The sequence below is a fragment of the Haemophilus sp. oral taxon 851 str. F0397 genome (assembly GCF_000242295.1).
In the GTDB taxonomy this organism is placed as follows: Bacteria; Pseudomonadota; Gammaproteobacteria; order Enterobacterales; family Pasteurellaceae; genus Haemophilus.
Genome location: NZ_JH591067.1, coordinates 1 through 15,438 on the forward strand (window position 1 = coordinate 1; position 15,438 = coordinate 15,438).

At 38.4% G+C, this 15,438-nt stretch carries 19 protein-coding genes; 11 read left to right on the forward strand and 8 right to left on the reverse strand.

Annotated features, from left to right (window positions below):
- Window positions 1–194: heavy-metal-associated domain-containing protein (locus HMPREF9096_RS07935; RefSeq protein ID WP_009499706.1), on the reverse strand; the 194-nt coding region annotated here is incomplete at its 3' end.
- A gap of 76 nt (window positions 195–270) precedes the next feature.
- Between HMPREF9096_RS07935 and cueR the strand changes: the two genes are divergently transcribed.
- The gene (cueR, locus tag HMPREF9096_RS07930; RefSeq protein ID WP_009499707.1) at window positions 271–657 is read left to right on the forward strand and encodes a Cu(I)-responsive transcriptional regulator; all 387 of its coding nucleotides are present in this window, start codon (window positions 271–273) and stop codon (window positions 655–657) included.
- A gap of 13 nt (window positions 658–670) precedes the next feature.
- Here cueR and metJ read toward each other — a convergent pair whose 3' ends face one another.
- Entirely contained in the window at window positions 671–988 is a 318-nt protein-coding gene (gene metJ, locus HMPREF9096_RS07925; protein ID WP_005634287.1) for a met regulon transcriptional regulator MetJ, read from the reverse strand.
- A 244-nt stretch (window positions 989–1,232) separates the two neighbouring features.
- Here metJ and rho point away from each other — a divergent pair, with 244 nt between their 5' ends.
- Window positions 1,233–2,495: a transcription termination factor Rho gene (gene rho / locus HMPREF9096_RS07920; protein ID WP_005629550.1), complete on the forward strand. Its 1,263-nt coding sequence runs from the start codon at window positions 1,233–1,235 to the stop codon at window positions 2,493–2,495.
- A gap of 53 nt (window positions 2,496–2,548) precedes the next feature.
- Here rho and HMPREF9096_RS07915 read toward each other — a convergent pair whose 3' ends face one another.
- The 4 genes from HMPREF9096_RS07915 to ppdD are packed head-to-tail and all read right to left on the reverse strand — an operon-like array spanning window position 2,549 to window position 6,286.
- Window positions 2,549–3,241: an A24 family peptidase gene (locus HMPREF9096_RS07915; protein WP_009499708.1), complete on the reverse strand. Its 693-nt coding sequence runs from the start codon at window positions 3,239–3,241 to the stop codon at window positions 2,549–2,551.
- Window positions 3,238–4,458, reverse strand: coding sequence for a type II secretion system F family protein (locus tag HMPREF9096_RS07910; RefSeq protein WP_009499709.1), 1,221 nt, complete (start codon window positions 4,456–4,458; stop codon window positions 3,238–3,240). Before HMPREF9096_RS07910 ends, HMPREF9096_RS07915 begins: the two co-directional genes overlap by 4 nt.
- Window positions 4,455–5,849, reverse strand: a complete 1,395-nt coding sequence (locus tag HMPREF9096_RS07905; protein ID WP_009499710.1) for a GspE/PulE family protein — start codon at window positions 5,847–5,849, stop codon at window positions 4,455–4,457. The genes HMPREF9096_RS07910 and HMPREF9096_RS07905 overlap by 4 nt, the downstream gene beginning before the upstream one ends.
- On the reverse strand, window positions 5,846–6,286 hold the full coding sequence (gene ppdD, locus HMPREF9096_RS07900) for a prepilin peptidase-dependent pilin (protein WP_009499711.1): 441 nt from the start codon (window positions 6,284–6,286) through the stop codon (window positions 5,846–5,848). Before ppdD ends, HMPREF9096_RS07905 begins: the two co-directional genes overlap by 4 nt.
- A 114-nt stretch (window positions 6,287–6,400) precedes the next feature.
- Between ppdD and ampD the strand changes: the two genes are divergently transcribed.
- From ampD to tadA, 6 genes are all read left to right on the forward strand, one after another.
- Complete coding sequence (gene ampD / locus HMPREF9096_RS07895; protein ID WP_009499712.1) at window positions 6,401–6,955, forward strand: 1,6-anhydro-N-acetylmuramyl-L-alanine amidase AmpD; 555 nt, start codon at window positions 6,401–6,403, stop codon at window positions 6,953–6,955.
- 525 nt (window positions 6,956–7,480) lie between these two features.
- Window positions 7,481–8,071: an RNA pyrophosphohydrolase gene (gene rppH / locus HMPREF9096_RS07890; protein WP_005637259.1), complete on the forward strand. Its 591-nt coding sequence runs from the start codon at window positions 7,481–7,483 to the stop codon at window positions 8,069–8,071.
- A complete protein-coding gene (locus HMPREF9096_RS07885) occupies window positions 8,071–8,868 on the forward strand; it encodes a sulfite exporter TauE/SafE family protein (RefSeq protein WP_009499713.1) in 798 nt (265 codons plus the stop codon). Before rppH ends, HMPREF9096_RS07885 begins: the two co-directional genes overlap by 1 nt.
- 8 nt (window positions 8,869–8,876) lie before the next feature.
- On the forward strand, window positions 8,877–9,683 hold the full coding sequence (gene lgt / locus HMPREF9096_RS07880) for a prolipoprotein diacylglyceryl transferase (RefSeq protein WP_009499714.1): 807 nt from the start codon (window positions 8,877–8,879) through the stop codon (window positions 9,681–9,683).
- Window positions 9,684–9,692: 9 nt separating this feature from the next.
- A complete protein-coding gene (locus HMPREF9096_RS07875) occupies window positions 9,693–10,544 on the forward strand; it encodes a thymidylate synthase (RefSeq protein WP_009499715.1) in 852 nt (283 codons plus the stop codon).
- On the forward strand, window positions 10,544–11,059 hold the full coding sequence (tadA, locus tag HMPREF9096_RS07870; RefSeq protein ID WP_009499717.1) for a tRNA adenosine(34) deaminase TadA: 516 nt from the start codon (window positions 10,544–10,546) through the stop codon (window positions 11,057–11,059). Before HMPREF9096_RS07875 ends, tadA begins: the two co-directional genes overlap by 1 nt.
- Window positions 11,060–11,092: 33 nt before the next feature.
- Here tadA and HMPREF9096_RS07865 read toward each other — a convergent pair whose 3' ends face one another.
- Window positions 11,093–11,407 (reverse strand): DUF721 domain-containing protein, encoded by a 315-nt coding sequence (locus HMPREF9096_RS07865; RefSeq protein ID WP_009499718.1) that lies wholly within the window; start codon window positions 11,405–11,407, stop codon window positions 11,093–11,095.
- Between the two features lie 78 nt (window positions 11,408–11,485).
- Between HMPREF9096_RS07865 and secM the strand changes: the two genes are divergently transcribed.
- From secM to mutT, 3 genes are all read left to right on the forward strand, one after another.
- Window positions 11,486–11,788, forward strand: coding sequence for a secA translation cis-regulator SecM (gene secM / locus HMPREF9096_RS07860; protein WP_009499719.1), 303 nt, complete (start codon window positions 11,486–11,488; stop codon window positions 11,786–11,788).
- A gap of 117 nt (window positions 11,789–11,905) precedes the next feature.
- Entirely contained in the window at window positions 11,906–14,611 is a 2,706-nt protein-coding gene (secA, locus tag HMPREF9096_RS07855; RefSeq protein WP_009499720.1) for a preprotein translocase subunit SecA, read from the forward strand.
- Window positions 14,612–14,675: 64 nt separating this feature from the next.
- Window positions 14,676–15,089, forward strand: a complete 414-nt coding sequence (mutT, locus tag HMPREF9096_RS07850; protein WP_005627484.1) for an 8-oxo-dGTP diphosphatase MutT — start codon at window positions 14,676–14,678, stop codon at window positions 15,087–15,089.
- Between the two features lie 50 nt (window positions 15,090–15,139).
- On the opposite strand, the gene HMPREF9096_RS07845 is transcribed toward mutT, so the two are convergent.
- Window positions 15,140–15,406 (reverse strand): DUF5339 domain-containing protein, encoded by a 267-nt coding sequence (locus HMPREF9096_RS07845; protein WP_005631218.1) that lies wholly within the window; start codon window positions 15,404–15,406, stop codon window positions 15,140–15,142.
- Window positions 15,407–15,438: the final 32 nt, after the last annotated feature.

Below are 15,438 nucleotides of genomic sequence, written 5' to 3' on the forward strand. Positions count from 1 at the left end.
TCAAATCCGGCATCTTCAATTACCTCAATCAACTGTGCAACATTGACTCGATTTTCATCAAAAGTAATATTTGCTTTACCTTCTAGTTGAACATCAGCAGACTGTACGCCATCTAATTCAGTTAAAACTTGAGTAACGCTTTTTACGCAACCGCCGCAATGCATGCCTTCTATGTTTAATGTGATAGTTTTCATTTTTACTCCTTGTTAGTTGTTTTATTGATGGCTACACTATAAACCTCTACGTAAGGTTAAGGTCAAGAAATTTTTTATGAATATTAGTGAAGCCGCAAAATTAGTAGGTTTATCTACGAAACAAATCCGTGATTATGAAAAAATGGGTTTAATTAAACCCGCTATTCGCAGTTTGTCGGGATATAGAAATTATGGAGAAAGTGATTTAGAAAGGTTGCATTTTATTCGCCACTCACGCGATGTGGGATTTTCGCTACATCAAATCGCACAATTATTAGCACTACAAGATAATCCTAAGCGTAGCAGCCGCGAAGTGAAAGCGCTAACGGCTCAACATATTGCGATGTTGAATCAACAAATAGAACAGTTACAAAAAATGGTACAAGAATTGCAGCGTTGGCATGATAATTGTCAGGGCAATGATTGCCCTGAATGTTCAATTTTGAATGGATTAAAAGGATAAATGAAAAGTGCGGTTAATATTCCCAGCTTTCTGGATCGACACCTAATTCACGCATAAGCACTTTGGCATCTTCGGGGATTTCATCATTACGCTCTTTCATTAAATCTGCATCGGTGGGTAAAGGCTGTCCTGTGAATGCGTGTAAGAACGCTTCACAAAGCAATTCACTGTTAGTCGCGTGACGTAAACTTTTTAATTGGCGGCGAGTGCGTTCATTAGTCAAAATTTCCAGTACTTTAATGGGAATGGATACTGTAATTTTTTTTACTTGCTCACTTTTTTTGCCATGTTCTGCATAAGGGCTGATATATTTTCCGTCCCAATCCGCCATAATTTCCCTTAGAGCTTATCGATAACCTTACAAATTGTCCGTATTCTAATGAAAAATCAAATAAATAACAATCTAGACGGCTAAACTTCCAAAATAAGTTCTAAAAAAAGTGCGATGATTTTTATATTAAATGCTAATAAAAGCTAGACAGTACAGGGTTTTAGTGGTAATTTACGCGCCATTCAAAGGGTGCAAGCCCACCATTCGAATAATCAATTCTTATTAATTCCAACATTTATTCATTATGCATTTAACAGAACTTAAAAATACGCCTGTTTCTGATCTTGTGAAACTTGGCGAAGAACAAATGGGCTTAGAGAATTTAGCTCGTTTGCGTAAACAAGATATTGTTTTTGCAATTTTAAAACAGCACGCCAAAAGCGGTGAAGATATTTTCGGCGGCGGCGTGTTAGAAATCTTACCGGATGGTTTTGGTTTCCTTCGTTCTGCTGACAGTTCCTACCTTGCAGGTCCTGATGATATCTATGTTTCCCCAAGTCAAATTCGTCGTTTTAACCTTCAAACTGGTGATAAAATCGAAGGTAAAATCCGTCCACCAAAAGAAGGCGAACGCTATTTTGCACTTTTAAAAGTTGATCAAGTCAATGACGACAAACCAGAAGTTTCCCGTAGCAAAATCTTATTTGAAAACTTAACACCATTACATGCTAACTCTCGTTTAAGAATGGAGCGAGGCAATGGCTCAACAGAAGATTTAACCGCACGTATTTTGGATTTAGCATCACCAATTGGTAAAGGTCAACGTGGTTTGATTGTTGCTCCACCAAAAGCAGGTAAAACCATGTTGCTGCAAAACATTGCGCAAAGTATCACGCATAATTATCCAGATGTAGAGCTTATCGTATTGCTGATTGATGAACGCCCAGAAGAAGTGACAGAAATGCAACGTTCAGTAAAAGGCGAAGTAATTGCTTCTACTTTTGATGAGCCTGCAACTCGTCACGTTCAAGTGGCAGAAATGGTAATCGAAAAAGCGAAACGTTCAGTAGAGCATAAAAAAGATGTGGTGATTTTGCTTGACTCAATTACACGTTTAGCACGCGCTTACAATACAGTAACCCCCGCTTCAGGTAAAATTTTATCTGGTGGTGTGGATGCTAACGCGTTGCATCGTCCAAAACGTTTCTTTGGTGCTGCACGTAACGTGGAAGAAGGCGGCAGTTTAACGATTATTGCGACTGCGCTAGTTGATACCGGTTCGAAAATGGATGAGGTTATTTTCGAAGAATTTAAAGGTACAGGTAATATGGAATTACACCTTTCTCGTAAAATCGCAGAAAGACGCGTATTCCCAGCTATTGACTTTAAACGCTCTGGTACTCGTAAAGAAGACTTACTCACAACATCTGATGAATTACAAAAAATGTGGATTCTTCGTAAGATTCTTAATCCAATGGATGAAGTGGATGCAATGGAATTCTTGATTGATAAGCTGATGATGGCGAAAACCAACGAAGAGTTTTTTGAAGTGATGAAACGTTCGTAAAAGCAACCGCACTTCTATGAAGAACAAGGGGAAAATATTATGTTTTCCCCTTTTTAATATCCGTAATATTTGACGAGATAAATGATGACGGCCGATAAGTTCATAAAAGGGGCAAAAGGTAAAAATTCTTTTTTCTTCCTATGAATAAGCGAAAAACATATTCCAAGAACTGAGGCTAATAATAAAAAGTGCGGTAAGGTTTCTAAATGAATAAAACTTCCTAATGCCATTGCTAGCCAATAATCTCCCCGTCCAAAGGCTTCTTTTCCGTAATAGAATTTTGCAATCGAATAGATTGCATAGAAAACAATAAAAAAACTTGCCGCACTTTTTATGCTTTCAGATAACGTAAGCAATGAAAAGTGATTGTCTGCTCCAAATAATCCGATCGTAACTAACCATAAACAGGGCGTAGTAGAAATAAGTTGATAGTGCCAATCAAGATAACTGATTGCCCAAAGGATAAGAAGTGTGAGTCCTAGCCATATAGCGAAAGTAGAGTCCTTGAAGGCTATTTGTAAAAATATAAATCCAACTCCAACACTTAAAAAATACCTCAAAATATGACCGCACTTTTTTTGTTGAATAGAGGAAAAGCTAGGCTGAAATGACAGAAAGTTTTGTGGAAATAATTCAACGTAAGTCGCATAAATCTCTTGCTGCAAACGTGTAATAAAACCAGATAGGTAGAACCACAATGCGATCCCTAAGATACCGCCTAATAAAAACATTGCGAAGTAAATCATTGAATAACAGAGCCCATATTAAAGATAGGTAAATACATTCCCATCATAATAATCCCAATCAGACTGCCGATGATCACCATCATTAATGGTTCCAGCATTTGTGAGAGTAAGTCAATTTGATGATTAAGTTTTTCTTGGTAATTATCCGCTATGTGCTCTAGCATCAAAGCGAGTTTTCCGCTTTGTTCGCCAATTTGGAGCATTTGTTGTGCTTCCATCGGGAAAAGATTGCTACTTACACTATGAGAAAACGCATAGCCTTGAGAAACCCATTGTAAAATTGACCGCACTTCTTTATCTAATACTAGGTCATTTACGAGGGTTTTCTTGGTTTGCCACGTTTGTGTGCGAGGGAGAAAACTCTCTAGTGCTTGATTAAGCGGTACGCCAGCCTGCAACATAATTTGTAAACTTTGACTAAAGTTCACTAAACGTGAAAGCTTTTGAATTGTGCCAAAAATAGGCGTGATAGAAATAAGTTGATTTTTCTTTTGATGAAACCAAGTCTGGCGTTTTAGATAAAAGTAATAAAATAGAAAAAAACTAAAAGTGAAAAATAGCAAAATCCCAATATTTTGCTTAAGAAAATTAGATATAGAGAGCAATATTGCGGTTATTGTTGGTAATTCGGCATTATTGCCACTGTACATTTCAGCAAATTGAGGCACGATAAAAAGCAGTAATGCGAGTGTCAATAATAGAGAAATTCCCAACACCATTGATGGGTACAACATAATTTTCTGTAATTTACGTTGTAATGCTAAAGATTGGCTACGATGTGTGGCTATTTTTTTACAAACAACGGAAAGTTTTCCCGTTATTTCTCCCACTTGAATCAGTTGAATTTCTTGTTGTGTGAGATATTTCCCTTGTTGTTCAATTGCCTGTGATAATGCTAAACCAGATTCAATAGATTGAAGCAGTCGCTCAAGCCATTCATTGAGCATAATTTGAGTGCAATTTTGTTGTAAAATTTGCAGGCTGTTTTTTAACGGAATTGCGGATTGTAGCAATGTTGCTAATTGATTGAGTAATTCGCTAATTTCTGAATTTTTGGCCTTTGCCCCAAATTGCCAGTTTTGTTGTAATTTGATGTGAGTAAGCCCGCGGCTTATTAATTGAAAGTATGCTTGTTGTTTCGTATCCGCAATAATTGAGCCTTTTTGTTTCTGATTTAATGCGTTACTACCTTGATAATAAAAGAGTTTTTTAGTCATGAGTTTTTACCTAACACACGTTCAATTTCTTTCTCATCTGTTATACCTTGGCTCACTTTTTCTAAACCACTCATATGTAAATTTTTAAAATCCGTTTGATAGCCATTCTGCTGCCAATGTAGAAATTGATATACGCCGATTCGACCTCGATAACCTTGATGGCAATCACAAGAATTTATTAAATTTCCACCACACTTTGGACAGATTTTTCGTACAAGACGCTGCGCAATAACGAGCAGTAAACTATTTTCAATTTCATGTTGTTGAATACCGAGTTGTTGTAAGCGGGAAATGGCAGATATTGCATCATTGGTATGTAAAGTTGAAAGCACCAAATGCCCCGTTTGGGCGGCACGTAGTGCAATCATTGCACTTTCTTCATCGCGAATTTCACCTAGCATAATGATATCGGGATCTTGGCGTAAAAAAGCGCGCAATAGACGGCTAAAATCTAATCCAATCTGTGGATTAATTTGGCTTTGAATAATGCCATCAAGTTCAATTTCAATGGGATCCTCAGCGGTCATAATATGTTTATCTGGCGTATTTAGCCACTGAAGTGCGGTGTAAAGTGAGATACTTTTCCCACTTCCTGTTGGGCCAGTTACTAAAATTAATCCTTGTGGTTGGCTAAGCGCGCGTTGAAATTCTTTCTGTTGACTTTCAGTCATGCCTAGTTCAGAAAAGCTGAGGTCTACTGGTTTATTTTGCTGTGCTCTTAGGACAACTTTCTCTCCCCAATGGGTTGGTAACGTTGAAAGACGGAAATCAAGAATATCGGAAAACGTAGTTTTAAATTGAAATCGTCCATCTTGTGGAAGGCGGGTTTCACTGATATCTAATTTAGCGAGCAGTTTTAGGCGAGAAATAATTCGATTCGCCAAATTTTTGCTAAGTGGAGGCTGAGCTTGTAAAACACCGTCAATTCTAAACCGCACTTGGAAATGATCCGATAAGATCTCTAAATGAATATCTGAGGCATTATTTTGTAAAGCAGATTCAAAAATTTGGTTAAGCAAGCGAATGACGGGTTCATCATCTTGTTGGTCAAGATGAGACTGTTCTTGATGTTGGTAATATTTAACTTGCTCTTCCACTTGAAGTTGATTAGGGGCAAGTTGTTGTAATAGTTCTTTAAGTTGAGTGCTTTCTAATAAAACAGGCTCAACAAGTTTACCGGTTATAAACGCAATAGTTTCACAGGCGGAAAGATTAGAAAGGGAATCAACACCTAACCAAAGACGATTATTTTCTTCTTTGAGTGGTAAAGCAAAATAACGTAAGAGCAGAGACTGTTGTTGCTGATTACGCCCCCATAAATCTGGCGAGATCGTAAATATCTCGCCATTTTGTGCTTTTACACGAGGTTTGGCACTAGTTAAGTCGATCATTTTGAACAGAATCCAGCAGGGAAAATATCGGCATTCGTTGTGCCACAGGTAGTTTTCCATGTAACGCCGTTTGCACTATTGCCTTCAGCAGTAAGTGTGTAACTCATTCCGTCTAATGTACCATTGCCCTCTACTGTTATTGCACCGTTGCTTGTTGTCACTGATTTTACATAGCCTTTTGCTGTTGTAATATCAGCCGCAATTCCATTTCTTCCTCCCGAGCAAGTGGACGGTTTACCTGTGCTATAAACGCATAATTCCACATCTGACTTATAAGGTGCAGAAGCTTGCAGTAATTCGGATACCGCGGCTTTTTTGGTATAATTTTGATAAGAAGGAATAGCGATAGTAGCTAAAATCGCGATGATGGCGATGACTATCATCAATTCAATTAAAGTAAACCCTTTATTCAAGGTAGTTTGTGTAGTTAGTTTCATTTATTTTCCTTTCGTTAAGCCTTTATTGGCTGAAATATTGTGAAAAGGGAAAATTGTTTTGTAAAACAGACCGCACTTTTTCTGCGATCCTGATCGCAAAAATAGGAAAAATGTATGCGAAAAATAAAAGATATTGAGAAAGGATTTCTGACTGATTGTCGACAAATTCCATCTCCGCATTTTGATGAACGCCCAGATTTAGAGGATATTTCACTTCTTGTGATCCATTACATTAGCTTACCGCCAGAACAATTTGGTGGCGGATATGTGGATGATTTTTTTCAAGGGAAATTAGATCCTAAGATTCACCCTTATTTTGAAGAAATTCATCAAATGCGTGTTTCTGCCCATTGTTTGATTGAACGAGACGGGCGAATCACACAATATGTTAATTTTAACCAAAGGGCTTGGCATGCTGGATTATCTAGCTTTCAAGGGAGAGAAAAATGTAATGATTTTGCCATTGGAATTGAGTTAGAAGGTAGTAATGAGCAGCCTTTTACTAATGAGCAGTATTTGGCATTGCAAGAGCTTACTAACTTAATCATGAAAAATTACCCTAAAATTACGAAAGAACGAATTGTTGGGCATTGTGATATTTCGCCAGGACGTAAGATCGATCCTGGTCAATATTTCGATTGGGAACGTTATTTTGCCAGCCTAAAATAATTTGTTTAAAAATTAGACATCAAAAATTAGAGGATTCTGTGTATTAAAGATATTGTCATGTTTTGTTGCTAAGCAATTGAATTTAAATGGATAAATTTTCTCTTGAAATTGTCTTGGAAAGGTTTTTTTGAGTTATACAACATTATGGATTTTCTCAACCACAATTTTATCCACAGAAATATTGAATAACTCAAAGAGATAGCTAAAAGCTCTTTGGTGAATGGAGTTCCTTTAAAAATTGTATTTTTTTACCGCACTTTCTTCCATTTTTATATGTGAAAAGTGCGGTTTATTTTTGTTTAAGATCTTTTGATTGGAAATAACTCAATTTATTTTCAAGTTTGATGAGATAAGGATCCTTTCCCATTTTTACGTGCTCAATTCACAATCAGAAATCTGTTATTCACAATGTTATCCACAATCTGTATATTTTATTGCGTAATCCGCCCTTTGGTTGATAAAAACACTGATTTATGAAACAATCTGCAGACTATTTTTATATGAAAAATTTAAGGTAAAACGATAGTGATCGATTTTGATGGCTACCGTCCAAATGTGGGTATTGTGATTTGTAATCGCAAAGGGCAAGTGCTTTGGGCGAAGCGCTGTGGGCAAAATTCGTGGCAGTTTCCGCAAGGTGGCATTAATGATAATGAAAGTGCCGAGCAAGCGATGTACCGTGAACTGTACGAAGAAGTTGGGCTACAGCCTAAAGATGTGCGCATTTTATATGTATCTAAACATTGGTTGCGTTATAAATTACCAAAGCGTTTGTTGCGTTATGACAGCAAACCGATGTGTATAGGGCAAAAACAACGCTGGTTTTTGTTGCAGCTTGTTGGCGATGAAAAAAATATCAATATGCAAACGACCAAATCGCCAGAATTTGATGGATGGCGTTGGGTGAGTTTTTGGTATCCAGTTCGTCAAGTCGTGTCGTTCAAAAAAGAAGTGTATCGCAAAGCGATGAAAGAGTTTTCGGGGGTGTTGTTCTCAGAAAATCCTCCTGTATATCAACCTACACGAGAATTGGAGCAAAAATCTTATACTCATCCTAAAAAATATAATGGTTCAAAATTTCCAAAACGTTCTTTTAATAAAACAAGGAATTCATAATGCTTAGCTTTATTTTACTTTGTTTGCTTGTGGGGGCGGTTGCTGGCTTTTTTGCGGGGCTTTTTGGTATTGGTGGCGGATTGCTGATTGTTCCTGTGTTAGTGTACTTATTGCCAATGGTGGGCGTGCCAGAACCTTTATTGATGTCTACCGCACTTGGAACCTCTTTCGCAACGATTGTTATTACTGGCTTTTCTTCAGCTCAACGACATCATAAGTTAGGTAATGTTGTGTGGAGTGCGGTGAAGGTACTTGCTCCGAGCATCATGGTTAGCGTGTTTATTTGCGGTTTTTTTATCGGAAAACTTGATCGCGATATTTCTAGTAAATTATTTGCCTGTTTAGTGGTTTATCTCGCAGTTAAAATGGTCTTATCTATTAAACCTAAGACAAATAAAACAGTTAAACCTTTGACGACTCAATCGTCTATTATTGGTGGCATTCTAATTGGCATGGCATCTAGTGCAGCAGGCATCGGTGGTGGTGGATTTATTGTGCCGTTTTTAAATTCTCGCGGTATCGATATGAAAAAGGCTATTGGTTCCTCGGCTTTTTGTGGCATGTTACTCGGAACTTCTGGAATGTTCAGTTTTATGTTAAGTGGCTGGGGGAATGCAGTAATGCCGGAATATTCCTTAGGTTACATTTATTTCCCTGCCGTGTTATGTATTACTGCCACATCCTTTTTCACGTCAAAACTTGGTGCGACAGCCACCTCAAAACTACCAGTGCCAACTTTAAAGAAAGGATTTGCACTTTTATTAATTACCATTGCTGTTGATATGTTTATTAGATAGAGAAAATTATGAATTCAAATTATTTGCTTCTGCCTCATTTTGACCCAACTATTTTTACTCTTGGTGATAGCAATATCGGCTTACGTTGGTATGGTTTGATGTACCTTTTGGGTTTTATTTTTGCACGTTGGCTTGCGGTTCGCCGTGCTAGTCGCTCAAATAGCGGTTGGACAGTGGATCAAGTTGATACCTTACTTTTCAACGGTTTTATGGGCGTATTTATTGGCGGACGTGTTGGCGATGTATTTTTTTATAATTTGGATCATTTCTTACAAGAGCCACTTTATTTGTTCCGTGTTTGGGAAGGTGGAATGTCTTTCCATGGCGGATTAATAGGCGTCATTGTTGCCATGATTTGGACGTCTTATTCACAAAAACGTAATTTTTGGCAAACGGCTGATTTTGTTGCGCCTTTGATTCCGTTTGGTTTAGGTTTAGGCCGAATTGGTAATTTCATTAATCTTGAGCTGTGGGGACGCGAAACGGATGTGCCTTGGGCAATGATTTTCCCGAATGATCCGCTATTACTTCCTCGTCATCCATCACAACTTTATGAAGCTTTTCTAGAAGGCATAGTGTTGTTTGCAATTCTAAATATTTTTATTAAAAAGTCACGTCCAATGGGCTCTGTTGCAGGCTTATTCTTAATTGGTTATGGCGTCTTCCGTTTTATTGTGGAATATGTGCGTGAACCTGAAGTTGAAAATTTCTTTGGCGTCATTACGCGTGGCCAAGCCCTTTGCTTGCCGATGATTATTGGTGGAGTTTTAATTATGGCTTGGGCGTATTCACGCAAAAGTGCGGTAATAAAATAGGAGATTTTTATGAAGCAATATCTTGATCTTTGTCGTCGCATTGTTAATGAAGGTGAATGGGTTGCCAATGAGCGTACAGGTAAGCGCTGTCTCACCGTTATTAATGCGGATTTAGAATATGATGTGGCTAATAATCAATTTCCGCTGATTACTACGCGTAAAAGTTATTGGAAAGCGGCAATTGCTGAATTTTTAGGTTATATTCGTGGATATAACAATGCCGCTGATTTCCGCGCACTTGGTACTAAAACTTGGGATGCCAATGCGAATGAAAATACCGTATGGCTCGCGAATCCGCACCGTAGAGGTGTTGACGATATGGGGCGCGTATATGGTGTGCAAGGCAGAGCATGGCGTAAGCCTAATGGTGAAACCATCGATCAGCTACGCAAAATTGTTAATAATTTAACCAAGGGCATTGATGATAGAGGGGAAATTTTAACCTTCTTTAATCCAGGGGAATTTGATCTTGGTTGTCTTCGTCCTTGTATGCATACGCATACTTTTTCTCTTGTGGGCGATACTTTACATCTTACTAGTTATCAACGTTCCTGTGATGTTCCACTTGGATTGAATTTCAATCAAATTCAGGTGTTTACTTTCTTGGCGCTTATGGCACAGATTACGGGCAAAAAAGCAGGCAAGTCATATCATAAAATTGTAAATGCGCATATTTACGAAGATCAGCTTGAGTTAATGCGTGATGTGCAACTTAAACGCGAGCCTTTTCCATTGCCAAAATTAGAAATCAATCCAGATATAAAAACGCTTGAAGATTTAGAAACTTGGGTCACGATGGATGATTTTAAAGTCATTGGCTATCAATCCCACGAGCCAATTAAATATCCGTTTTCCGTCTAATGGATGTAGCAAAATTGCGGTCAGAATTTGACGAGAAAATGATGCGCCATGCCCTTGATCTTGCGGATAAAGCGGAAGCGTTAGGTGAGATTCCTGTGGGGGCGGTTTTGGTTGATGACGCTGGAAATATTATTGGAGAAGGTTGGAATCTCTCCATTGTTCAAAGCGATCCTACCGCACATGCTGAAATTATCGCTTTGCGAGACGGAGCAAAACATCTCAAAAATTATCGTTTACTGAATACCACGCTTTATGTAACATTGGAGCCTTGCACCATGTGTGCTGGGGCGATTTTGCATAGTAGAATTAAACGCCTTGTGTTCGGCGCTTCTGATTATAAAACTGGGGCTGTTGGATCACGTTTCCATTTTTTTGATGATTATAAAATGAATCACACTCTGGAGATTACATCTGGTGTATTGGTAGAAGAGTGTAGTCAGAAATTAAGCGTATTTTTTCAGAAGAGACGCGAAGAGAAAAAAATAGAGAAAGCATTGTTAAAAAAGTCTGATTGATATTAAATCTCCCTTTTCTCCTATTCTTAGCTTTTAAAAACCAGGGTTTATTGTTATCTCAAGTCGTTTTACATACGGAAATTCTTCTTGAATAAGTTTCAATAATTCAGTCTGTCTGAATAAAATTCCTTGGCGAACAATGGCATTTGCAGTCTCAATAAAAATTGAGTTATCTGTCATATTACCAATACGAAATTTGCCGTTAAATTCCTGTGGAAAAATGCGGTTAAATTTTTGATTAAGTTCATTGATGGCAAGACCTTTTTTCATTATTTTGGCAAAGGGCGATTGCTCAAGCACATCCGTAATATTGACTGCTTTTTGATAACGTTCAGCCTTGTTTTCCATAAAGTCTGCCCCCAGTAAATGACATTAGTTTAGATTTCCGCTACAATACACGCAATTTTCATAATAAACAACGAGATGATGATTTCAGGTACTGTCAAACCGAATTTTTGGTCGCGATTACTTTTAAGTATCATCGCGATTTTTGCTTTGCCTAACGCACAAAGTTTTGAAAATCAAAATAACGCGGAAAATTATTCCTCGAGTGTTTCCATTCAACAAGCGTTAGAAACGGTAAAAGTAGCACGTGAAGTGCAACGACAAGCCATTCCTCAATCTTCAATTTCCCGTCAAACTGAAAAACAACCTAAAATTCAACCGTACTTTTTTGCTGAAGTGTTGAATCTTAGTGCGCCAATTCGAGCTGGTCCCTTGCTTATTTAATTTTCTGTGAAGAATATTGCTATTGAAATAGCGCTATTTTAAAAAAATTATTGTGCATGAAAGAAAGTATTTCATACGCATTTAACTATTTAACTTATATATTTAAAAAGAGAAATTATGAGCATTTTAACGAAAATTTTTGGTAGCCGTAACGACCGTATTTTACGTAAATTAAGAAAACAAGTTGCAAAAATCAATAAATTAGAAACTGAGTTTGAAGCCCTCACAGATGAACAACTTCGTGCAAAAACAGGTGAATTCCGTCAACGTTTAAGTGCGGGCGAAACTTTGCAACAAATTTTGCCAGAAGCATTCGCAACGGTACGTGAAGCAAGTAAGCGCGTGCTTGGTATGAGACATTTTGATGTTCAGCTTATCGGTGGGATGGTATTGACTAACCGCTGTATCGCAGAAATGCGCACTGGTGAAGGTAAAACATTAACGGCGACTTTGCCTTGTTATTTAATCGCCCTTGAAGGGAAAGGCGTTCATGTTGTGACAGTGAATGACTATCTTGCTCGCCGAGATGCAGAAACTAACCGTCCGTTATTTGAATTTTTAGGTATGAGTGTAGGCGTAAATATTCCTGGTTTACCGCCTGAAGAAAAACGCGCAGCTTATGCAGCAGATATTACTTATGCAACTAATAGTGAACTTGGTTTTGACTACTTACGTGACAATTTAGCCCACTCAAAAGAAGAGCGTTTCCAACGTACTTTAGGCTATGCGCTGGTGGATGAAGTGGATTCCATCTTAATTGATGAAGCGCGTACGCCATTGATTATTTCTGGTCAAGCTGAAGACAGTTCTGCGCTTTATATTGCAGTCAATAAACTGATTCCAAACTTAATTAAACAAGAAAAAGAAGATACAGAAGAATACCAAGGTGAAGGTGATTTTACCTTAGATCTTAAATCTAAACAGGCGCACTTAACTGAACGTGGCCAAGAAAAAGTAGAAGATTGGTTGATTGCGCAAGGTTTAATGCCTGAAGGGGATTCTTTGTACTCTCCTGGTCGAATCGTGTTGCTTCACCATGTTATGGCTGCATTGCGTGCTCACACATTGTTTGAAAAAGATGTCGATTACATTGTGAAAGATGGTGAAATCGTGATTGTTGATGAACACACAGGTCGAACAATGGCAGGGCGTCGTTGGTCAGATGGTTTACATCAAGCCATTGAGGCAAAAGAAGGGGTTGAAATTAAGAGTGAAAACCAAACTGTTGCGTCAATTTCTTACCAAAATTACTTCCGTTTATATGAGCGTCTTGCGGGTATGACGGGGACTGCGGATACCGAAGCGTTTGAGTTCCAACAAATTTACGGCTTGGAAACTGTTGTGATTCCAACAAACCGTCCAATGATTCGTGATGATCGCACAGATGTTATGTTTGAAAATGAACAATATAAATTTAATGCGATTATTGAAGACATCAAAGATTGTGTAGAACGCCAGCAACCAGTGTTAGTGGGGACGATTTCAGTAGAAAAATCAGAAAAATTATCTAAGGCCTTAGATAAAGTGGGCATCAAACACAATGTGTTGAATGCGAAATTCCACCAACAAGAAGCGGAAATCGTGGCTGAAGCAGGTTATCCTGGTGCGGTGACTATCGCAACGAATATGGCGGGTCGCGGTACGGATATTATCCTTGGGGGTAACTGGAAAGCGCAGGCTGCTAAATTAGAAAATCCAACTCAAGAACAAATTGAAGCGCTTAAAGCTGAGTGGGAAAAGAACCACGAGATTGTAATGAAAGCAGGTGGTTTGCATATTATCGGTACAGAGCGTCATGAATCTCGCCGTATCGATAACCAGTTGCGTGGTCGTTCTGGCCGTCAAGGTGACCCTGGTTCTTCTCGCTTCTATCTTTCTTTGGAAGATGGCTTAATGCGCATTTATTTAAATGAAGGTAAACTTAATTTAATGCGTAAAGCGTTCACCGTGCCTGGTGAGGCTATGGAATCGAAAATGTTGGCGAAAGTGATCGCATCAGCTCAAGCAAAAGTTGAGGCCTTCCATTTCGATGGTCGTAAAAACCTACTTGAATATGATGATGTGGCAAATGACCAACGTCATGCAATTTATGAGCAACGCAATTATTTGCTTGATAATGATGATATTTCTGAAACTATCAACGCCATTCGCCACGATGTATTTAATAGCGTGATTGATCAATATATTCCACCGCAATCTTTGGAAGAACAATGGGATATTAAAGGGCTTGAGGAACGTTTGGCTCAAGAGTTTGGTATGGAATTACCAATTTCTCATTGGCTGGAAGAAGATAATAATCTTCACGAAGAAAACTTGCGTGAACGCATCGTCGAAGTCGCCGAAAAAGAATATAAAGAAAAAGAAGCACTCGCTGGTGAAGAAACCATGCGCAACTTTGAAAAAGGCGTCATGTTACAAACCTTAGATGAGCTTTGGAAAGAACACTTAGCTGCAATGGATTATTTACGCCAAGGTATTCATTTACGCGGTTATGCGCAAAAAGATCCAAAACAAGAGTACAAAAAAGAATCTTTCCGTATGTTTACGGAAATGTTGGATTCTTTAAAACACCACGTTATCACGACGTTAACGCGTGTACGTGTGCGTACTCAGGAAGAAATGGAAGAAGCTGAACGTGCTCGTCAGGAGATGGCTGCTCGTATCAATCAAAATAATTTACCTGTGGATGAAAATGGTCAGGCAATCCAGAATTCAGATTCTGGAGATTATTCAGATCGTCGTATTGGACGCAATGAGCCTTGTCCTTGTGGTTCGGGTAAAAAATATAAGCATTGTCATGGCAGTCGTGCAGCTCGCCATTAATGATTAGCCAAAGTGCGGTGATTTTTCACCGCACTTTTTTCATAGGTGCTATTGGATAGAAGAAATGGATAAAAAAATTATACAAGTTGCTGCGGGTATTATTCGTAATGAGTTTGGGCAGATCTATTTAACGCAGCGTTTAGAAGGACAGGATTTTGCCCAATCTTTAGAATTTCCTGGTGGAAAAGTGGATGCGGGAGAAACCCCAGAACAAGCTTTAAAACGTGAACTGGAAGAGGAAATTGGCATTGTGGTATTAAATGCTGAACTTTACGAACGCTTCCAATTTGAATATCCAACAAAGATTATTTCTTTTTTCTTTTATGTCGTAGATGAATGGATTGGTGAGCCTTTTGGGCGAGAGGGGCAAGAAGGTTTTTGGGTTGAGCAACGCGCATTAGATGCAGGACAGTTCCCGCCAGCTAATGCTAAATTAATTCATCGCTTATTGAATGAAGCTCTCCATCCCATAAAATAAAACCCTAGTCAGACTAGGGTTTATATAACATCTATTGATTCTTTTCCAAATTATTTCGGCATTGCTGCTTTCATTTGTTTAAGTTGCTCTGCCGCTTGATTACAAGCCTGATCTTGTGCCGCTACGGGCATTGATGCAAATTGTTGTTTGCTTGATTCATATTGTGCTTTCATTGCATTTGCTTGCGCAGCTGGCATTGATGCTAAGAAAGAATCAATTTCAGCGAAATAAGTTTTACAACTTGCAGACAAATCAGCTGCAGAAGCTGAAAAACCAAATCCCATTAAAATAAGTGTAGCTAGTGTTTTTTTCATCATGATATCCTCACGAAAGTTAATTAATAAGTCAT